Genomic DNA, 8,067 nt, shown 5'->3' on the forward strand with positions numbered 1-8,067 from the left:
GCGCGGCCGGCGGACTTCGTACCCGCAGCGAGGAAGGTGGAGGGGGGGCGATGGGGGACGGGCATCGGTGATGGAGAGGGCCTCGATCGGATGGATGCCGTCCCGAAGAAGATCGAGCGCCGGTCAGAAATTTTTCGAGAGCTTGTTGCCCGGCTTACGGTAGAGCGAGCCGCTGGAAACGCATGTCCACGGGATCTCGCTCGATGAAGGCACGCGTCAGGTCGCGCCGCCGAGCCTTGAGCCGTTCGACACGTGGACCGTCCCCCTGGGCGCTGGCGACGGCCTCCGCCCCTTGAAGGCTCTGGCAGAGGAGCAGACCATACTCCTTCTGGGTTCCATCGCCCCGATGCAGTGTTTCGCCGATACGGACTGCGTCCTCGTAGAGACGAGCCGCTTCCTCGGTTTGCCCCTCCTCGGACCGGAGAGCGGCGAGCGACACGTAAATCCGGCCGAGGAAGAGCTGATAGAGCATGTTCTCCGGGTGAGCCTGGGTCAGCGACTCTTGAATGCGCTTGGCCTTGTCGAGGTGTTCGGCAGCGCCGCGCCGGTCTCCGTTCTTCCGCTCGGTGTCCGCCAGCTGGGCTAGCGTGGAGGCCAGCAGCGCACGGTCGTAGCCGCTCTCGGTTTCGCCGTTCTGTTCGTAGAGTCGGGCGGCCTTGTCGTAGAGGACAACTGCAATGCTGGTGTGGCCGAGCTCGAACTCGGCGTCCGCCTGTTCGGCGTAGCTGGTCGCCAGCGTACGCCGGTGCTCGGCGCTGCCATCGTTGCCCATGGCCTCGAGCACTGCGACGGACTTGCTGAAGTCCATGAGGGCATCCGCGTGGCGTCCCCGAGCCAGCGCGAGCTTTCCGCGTTTCGAGACATTCAGGGCGAGCAATTCTTGCAGCTCCGGATTCGACGGATCGTCCTCGAGGCGAGCATCAATCATTGCGCGCGCCTCGGTGATGAACGCGCCGGCGATGTCCAGAGTATCGTTCAGTCTGGCGAGATCACTGCGCCGATGCTTGGTTTCGATGATAGCGCCTCGCACCTTGGGCTGATCGAGATACTGCAGCGTTTGCAAGTTCTTATCGATGCTCCCTAGCATCTCGCGTCGAACATTGACCGTATGGGGCAACCTGCCGAGGTCCCAGTCCGCGCCCGATACAATCGTGTCCGTTGTCGAAATGAAGGAAGCCAGGCTCTCCTCCGCGCGCTCGCGCTCGCGCCGCGCAACCAGAGCGCTGATCGAGATGGCCACGACCGCAACGGCGAGGGCCGCAACGAAGCCTCTCTGCCGCCGAAGTCGGCGTTGCTCTAGCCGTAGGGCCGAGTCGATGAACTTGCGCGCTCGGTCGCTGGCCATCCGTACGAGGCGTTCGCGCTGGCGCACGTCTCCCGCATAGCCCCGGTAGTGGTCGAGCAGCGACCCAGCAGGCAATCCATCGGTAGGGCATCCAGCCTGCTCCCACGCATGCGCCGCGACTTCTAGATCGGCGTGCCGTTCGAGGAGCGCGCGCTCGGCATCGATCCACGAGACGATCGTCGGTACCCGCTGGAGCAAGGTCTCGTGCACCAGATCGACGCGCTGCCAAGCAGGATCCTCAGCATCCTCCGAGATCACGACGAGCCGTAGGGGCTCCGTGGTCACAACCGTCGATGAGCCGAGCGGCATCCCCGAAAGCCTGGCGAGCACCTCCTCGGCCTTGGTGTCACCGCCTGCGGCTGCAAGCACTTCCTCACGCGTTCGCGGCCGTCGTGTATCGGGAGCACCGCGTCCAACCTGTACGAGGTCCAGAATGAGCCACTTCGCGCGCTCCCTGCCCTCTTCGCCAAGCCCGTCGATCAGAAGCGCAGCTTGGCGGGCGAGAGCTCCGCTGACTCCACCCATCTGATCGTAATGCTCGTGCGTGAACGCGGCCCCGGAGCGAGTCGACCACAGGCTACGAAGCGCGTGCCCGAGAAGCGGCAGCCGCCCGTCCGTGCCGGCGGCGTCGCGGACCATTCGATCCGCAAGATCCTTGGAAAGCTGCAGCCCAGCACGCGACGCCATGCCGAGGATCACCTGCGCAAGCGCATCCTCTCGCATGGGATGCAAGTGATAGCGGGCGGCCTTGCTGTTGAGGATACGTGCTAGCTCGGGCGTCTGCGCAATCCGGTGTATGTAATCGCTGCGCATCGTGGTCAGCAGTCGAAGCGGTGATGCTTTCGTCAGCGGGCGGGATAGGAGCGCATCGAACTGCTCCAAGTGCGCTCCACCGAGGGCGAACAGCTCCTCGAATTGCTCGATCACGAGTAGCAGCGTGGTGGACGGCGGCTGGTGCCGCTCGATCATTGCGAGGAGCGTCCCTGCCTCCGCTCGCATCGCGTTTACGACGTCCGGCCCGGACTTCGAGAGTCCATATTGCCCGTATACGGTGACGATGGCGTCGGCTAGGCTCCGGATCGGATCTTCCGAGGGGCACAGGACCGCGACGATCCACGGCTGTCCGGCGAGTCGCGGTAAGACGCCAGCCTGCACGAGCGACGACTTGCCCGTTCCGCTGGGGCCTTCGATCTGGAGCCATGTCCGGCTGCCGTCGTTGCGCATCTCGTCGAGCATCGCGACGAGTTCACGCGTCTCTCGCTCGCGTCCGAAAAACAGCTCCGCCTGTGCCTCTGAGAATGGTTGCAGGCCTGGAAACGGGCACCCTGCCGTTTCGCTCTTCCACGGACGTGCCAGCATGTCCCTGCAGCGACTCATCGAGGGCCGCTCCTCGGGAGCCTTGGCTAGCATCGAGGCAACGAAGGTGCTGAGCAGAGGTGGCACCGTGGGCACGAGGTCCCGCAGCTGCGGCGGCGGGGTGTTCAAATGGTGGAAGAGGAGCTCGATGTCCTCGGTGGATTGGAAAGGAGGGCGGCCTGCGATGAGCTCGAAAAGGACTCCACCGAGAGCGTACACGTCCGCGCGCTCCGTCACGTCCGTAGGACTCTTGCACTGCTCTGGCGCCATGTAGGCCGTGGTTCCAAGCACGTTGTGCGCCGCTGTCTTCACGTGCGTATCGGCCTGTTCGTCGTTCCTGCGGGCCGGCACCTTCGCAATACCAAAATCGACGACCTTCGGCCGCAGTCCGAGAGGAGCCCCGTCGTCAGGCGTTAGGATGATGTTCGCAGGTTTGAGATCACGGTGGACGATTTCCTTGTCATGCACCTCGACCATGGCATCTGCGATCTGCGAGGCGATGGCCAGCGCGGCCTCGAGTGATACCGAGGCTCCCTGCTTGCGCATCCACGTATCCAGGGGGTCGCCTTGCAGATGCTCCATTGCGAGGAAGACCGTGCCGTCCTCGAGTTTGCCGCAGTCGTGTACGCGCACGATGCCGGGGTGCTCGAGCTGCTCGAGGGCACGTCCCTCCTGAAGGAAGCGGGCGACGAGCTGCGGGTCGTCAGCCGAGTCCGGCGAGAGGACCTTGAGCGCGACACGCCGGCCCAGGTGTTCGTGCACCGCAGCGAAGACATGCCCGATCCCGCCCTTGCCGATGCGTTGGAGCAACCGATAGGAGCCAATCTTCTCGGCGGGAAGCTCGGGGATCAGTTGCACGGACGTACGCCCCCATGGTGCGAGTCGCGTGGTCAAGATTGCAGAGCCGGGCCCCGGCTGTCTACGGGCATGTTCGGTTCGGGCGATGGGGGCGAGCGTCGAGGCTGATCGCTCGGTAGGCCAGTAGCGCTCCACGAGGTGACTTCGGTCGTACGGGGGCTCCCCCGGATGGGCGAACGTCTCCGTGGCCTCGACAACCTGGCCACCGCGCACGCGGTAGAAGCCGCGGGCGTAGAACACCTCGTCCCCGTTGACGATGGTCACCCTCGCAGCCACGCGTTCTCCCTCGGCAAGCACCTCCTCCACGGTGATGGACCAGCCTGGGACATGGTCGACCCAGCTCCGCTCCGCTATCCTCCTCGCGGATCATGACACCTGCGCCCGAAGCCTTCCGATGGCTGGGCATCGCCGCCATTGCCTTCGGCACCCTACACTTCGTGGTCAAGCTCCACGTCTCGAAGACCACGAAGGGCGGCACGGAGGGCATGGTGCCGATCATGGACGGGTGCGTATTCCCGTCCATTTTCTGGACACTCGGGCTCGCAGCATTGCAGATGGGTCTCCCATGGTGGACCTATCCGCTCCTCTGGATCGCCCTCACCGTGATCAGCGGCTGGGCGTTGATCAGGATCGGCCGAGCATGAACCCGCGGCGCCCTACCGCTGTCTCACCATAGCCTCCACGAGCCGAGTGTTCGCCCAGGTGTCCAGCATCGTCGCGAGCCCGTGCAAGGCGAGGCTCAGGCTGCGGACCTCGCCATACGCGTACGCGATTGCCGTCCGATCTTGCGCTCTTTGGAGCGAGGTCATGTTGGATTCGAGCGCATCCGCCATGCTCACGAGGAGCTTCTTCGCAAAGACGGGCAGCCATCGTTCGACGCTGGCAGCCCGTTTCTCCGCGGTGCAAATCTGCCCGAACGCCGCGTTGATGGCTTGCATGCGCGCCGTTGCGTGAGGATCCCCGGGGTTCCGGTCGGGGTGGTGCTCGAACACGAGGCGCCTGTACTGCGCTTGAACCTGCTCATCGGTGACCTTGATATCGACGTTGAAGACCTCGAATGGATTACTCCCGTCCATGTAGCCCAACCTTGTCGCGCCATGCGCGACCGCTGACTCACAGTTCGTCCTTCACGAAGAAAACGAGCCGGAGAGCGCGGTGGTGGAGCGCGGGCCTGGCCGAGCTCAGAGGTCGCGGCGGGCCTCGCGCGAGAGGTGCGAGGCGACGGGTGGGGTGGATGATCTGCTCGGGTGCATGATGGGGGTGCAGGTGCGTGGAGAAGCTGGCGCGCCTGGGCCGTGCGTCTCCTCGCGAAAGCATGCGCTCGGGGCGGCTCGATACGAGGTCGCGGGTTGCGCTCGGGAGCCCGGGATTGCTCGAGAACGGGCACGTCCACGAGAAGGGGCATGTTTCCGGACTCGGGCTCCGGCGACCTCGGCTCGGCAGCGGTCGCCATGGGTTCAAGCCGTGGCGACGGCTCGACTGGCTCGTCGTGATTCTGCGCGGGCGGCGCAGGCGCGACCGGGGCCGGCGTCGCGGCGACCACCACGGGGGCCGCAATCGACTCCGTGCGAGGCTGGGTCGCGGGGGCCGGCGGTGGGGCCGGCGCTACGGGTTGAACCGGCTGCTGGAATGCAAAGACGGTTTGTAGAGCCCAGCCATGCGGCGTGAGCAGCCAGACGTACCCCTGCGGTGCGGGGAACGGCGGGGAAGCTGCAGGCTGTTGCGGCGGTGCTGGAGCTGGCGCAGGCATCGGAGCCGTGTTCGCCTCGGGAGCACGCGCCGCAGCACTCGCCCTCGATGCCTTCCGCGCGCGCCGGGCCTCCTCCTCCTGCTCCGCGATCGCTTGCGCCTCCCGATAAAAGTCGACGCCCATGCGCAGGCCTCGCTGCTCCCGCTCCTCCGCGAGCTGGGCGCGCCTTTCGTCGAGCTCGAACTTGAGGAGCATCAACTCCTTGACCTTGTCGAGCTCGTCCAAGCGGCTCTTCAGGACCAGGCGCAGCATCTCGAGCGACGTGTTCGCTGGCGTCTCCACCGGAGACGGCGTCGCGGAGAACGGCTTTGTCGCGGGTGACCCGAAGTAGAATCGCTCGGATTGCGCCTGGATCTGGCCAGCGCTGCAGATGGCGATGAGCTGATAGGTGCACCCGCCGCCGTACGCGGCGACGACTTGCTCCCAGCTTTGGAGCTCGGAGCCTGTCCACAATCGCGGGCACTGCTCGAACGTGCCGTCGGGCAGCCAGCGGTGGATGATGATGTAATCGAATCGCCGGCGGTCTGGTCCGGGATCGGTCGCCGCTCTTGGGAAAAGCGGATGCCCTCCGCGAACCGGCGCCGCCGACGGGCCGGTCTCGGGGTAACTCATGGCGTTCTATCGCAATGTGAATCGCGCCCGACAAGCGCGCCAGGAAAAATGTGGACACGAGTTCGGCCGAAAGGGGAGCGACAATCGGCTGACGGGCGTCTCGACGCCGCGTCGGGCAGGAAGGGCTGGGTTCGAGTGTGGGCGGAACGTCGAGGCTCGCACCCCGTTTTCGAAAAACCCGCTTCAAAGCCGCTCATGAGCCGCTCGGAGCCGGTGGAAAAGCCGCTCATTTTTGCGGGTGGGTCCACCTGGGATCGACTCCGGTTGTCGCGCGGTGACTCGTTGGAGGGCTCGATTGTGAAGTTTCCTCCAAAATAAGGCGGGTGGGCGATGTCCGCCGAGCCGAAAAATTGAAAAAGTGGTTACATCGAGCGGCTCTTCTCGGAGGCGACCCTGCTAAACAAGGGGGTGAGGGTCGGACTTTTCATCTTTCAAGTGGCTTTTTGTTGTTTGTCTGGACCGCATTCGCCTCGGCATGGGAGTTGCGCTGCGCCTGCGGGGGCTGTGCGAGCCTGGCATCGCGTCTGCGCCGGGGCTGTCGCAGCTGGATCGGCGCCTATCCGAGCGGCGCAACGACGCTCGAGGGGGGCACTGCTGGGGGTCAAATCAACGAAAAGTGGTTCCATGAGCGGCTCATCTCGAAACTGAACCTGCGAAACGAGGGGGCGGAGTTCGGATTTCTCACTTTTTAAGTGGCTCTTGGTTGTTTGTCCTGGCCGATTCTGTGGTGGCATGGCGCTTGCGCTACCCCTGTAGCGCGCCTGATCCGTGAAGTGGATCGCGGAATTCGACCTGCAGAGCGCGCGGCCATCGCGAGGCGTGGGGTGGCCCAGAGCTTCGGCTGCAGGTCACGACGAAATCGATGCAAAAAGCGGTTGCGTCAGTGGCCGTGAGCGGATCGAGGTAGCAGTCAACCAAGGGGGTAGGTGCGGATTCCCGCATCAAACGCCGCATTTCGCATTGCGTGTTCGCACCAGTCAGTTTTGGTTTCCAAAAGTCCTGGCGTGGCTACGTCTCATTGCTAGGTTCCGAGATTGCGGCGCGGAGGAGGGATCGCTCGTGCTGGATGCTCGAGCGCCCTCGAAGGTCGGCGCCGTGCCCACAGGGAGGGGAAGGAGCGTGGTACATGCGAGGCAAGGAAGGAGCGGTCGATCGATGTAAGTGGGTGTCGCTGGAGAAGGCGGCGTCGCATCTCGGGTTGAATGCGGCGGCGCTGAGGAAGACGCTCGAACGGCGGGCGCTGCGCAGCGCCGACGGGGTGACGGAGGCGGCGCTCGATGGAGTGTCGGCGCGGAAGTTCGGGCGGCTATGGCGGGTCCGGTTCTCGGAGGCCTGGGGGGTGCCGGTGAGCAGTCGTCGGGCGGACGCGGGCGCGGTGGCCCGGGAAGGGAGTCGATCATGAGCGTGCGAAAGGAGGAGAGGCGAAGCGGGGCGCGGCTGGTGATCGATTTCCAGTACGTGGCGCGTGACGGGCGGAAGGTGCGGTATCGCAGGGACGCGCAGGTCCAGACGATGACGGCGGCGCGGGCGGAGGAGCGGCGGCTCATGACGCAGGTCGCCGAGTTCGGGGAGCCGTTCGAGCCGGCCGGGGAGGTCGAGGGGGCGGCGGAGGAGGCGAGCGGGGCAGCCGGGATGACGTTCGCCGAGGTCGTGGCGGAGTATCGGGCGACGTACATGGTGACGGATCTGAAGGTGACGACGCGGCGTGGATACGTGTCGGTTCTCGAAGGGACGTTGCTCCCGCGGTTCGGCGAGCTACGCGTGAACGAGGTGGATGGCGCGGCGGCCGCGGAACTCGACCTGGAGCAGTCGAAGCGAGGGCTGTCGCGAGGGACGCGAAACAATACGCAAGCCGTGCTCCGGTCGGTGCTGCGGTTCGCGGTGAGCCGCGGTTTTCTGGAGGAGAGGCCCGCGAACCTGCCACAGCTAAAGCCGGTGGAGCCTAGCATTCTCGAGATTCCGTCGGATGCGGAGGTGTCGACGATCCTGGCCACGGCGACGGACGCGCATCGGCGGAGCTTCGTAAGTCCTCGCCCACCACCGTCTGGACGACCATCCGCGCCCATGGCAGGCGCCACGTGCGCGGCACGCGCATGCTCGCCGCGCCGGCGTGCGCTCGGCGGGTTCGTCGCAGCCGCACAATAAC

The 8,067-nt window shown here is 65.4% G+C and carries 5 protein-coding genes; 3 read left to right on the forward strand and 2 right to left on the reverse strand.

Features of this window, described 5'->3' with window-relative positions; genetic code table 11:
* Positions 1-154: 154 nt before the first annotated feature.
* A complete protein-coding gene (locus QHF83_RS47235; RefSeq protein ID WP_282424725.1) occupies positions 155-3,823 on the reverse strand; it encodes a serine/threonine-protein kinase in 3,669 nt (1,222 codons plus the stop codon).
* A gap of 104 nt (positions 3,824-3,927) precedes the next feature.
* Here QHF83_RS47235 and QHF83_RS47240 point away from each other — a divergent pair, with 104 nt between their 5' ends.
* Positions 3,928-4,203, forward strand: coding sequence for a hypothetical protein (locus tag QHF83_RS47240; protein ID WP_282424726.1), 276 nt, complete (start codon positions 3,928-3,930; stop codon positions 4,201-4,203).
* 12 nt (positions 4,204-4,215) lie between these two features.
* Here QHF83_RS47240 and QHF83_RS47245 read toward each other — a convergent pair whose 3' ends face one another.
* Positions 4,216-4,635, reverse strand: a complete 420-nt coding sequence (locus QHF83_RS47245; RefSeq protein ID WP_282424727.1) for a J domain-containing protein — start codon at positions 4,633-4,635, stop codon at positions 4,216-4,218.
* A gap of 2,412 nt (positions 4,636-7,047) precedes the next feature.
* Here QHF83_RS47245 and QHF83_RS47250 point away from each other — a divergent pair.
* Positions 7,048-7,323: a hypothetical protein gene (locus QHF83_RS47250; RefSeq protein WP_282424728.1), complete on the forward strand. Its 276-nt coding sequence runs from the start codon at positions 7,048-7,050 to the stop codon at positions 7,321-7,323.
* On the forward strand, positions 7,320-8,066 hold the full coding sequence (locus QHF83_RS47255) for a hypothetical protein (protein ID WP_282424729.1): 747 nt from the start codon (positions 7,320-7,322) through the stop codon (positions 8,064-8,066). Before QHF83_RS47250 ends, QHF83_RS47255 begins: the two co-directional genes overlap by 4 nt.
* The last annotated feature ends 1 nt before the right edge of the window (position 8,067 follow it).

Source organism: Polyangium sp. 15x6 (genome assembly GCF_029960785.1).
GTDB lineage: Bacteria > Myxococcota_A > Polyangia > Polyangiales > Polyangiaceae > Polyangium.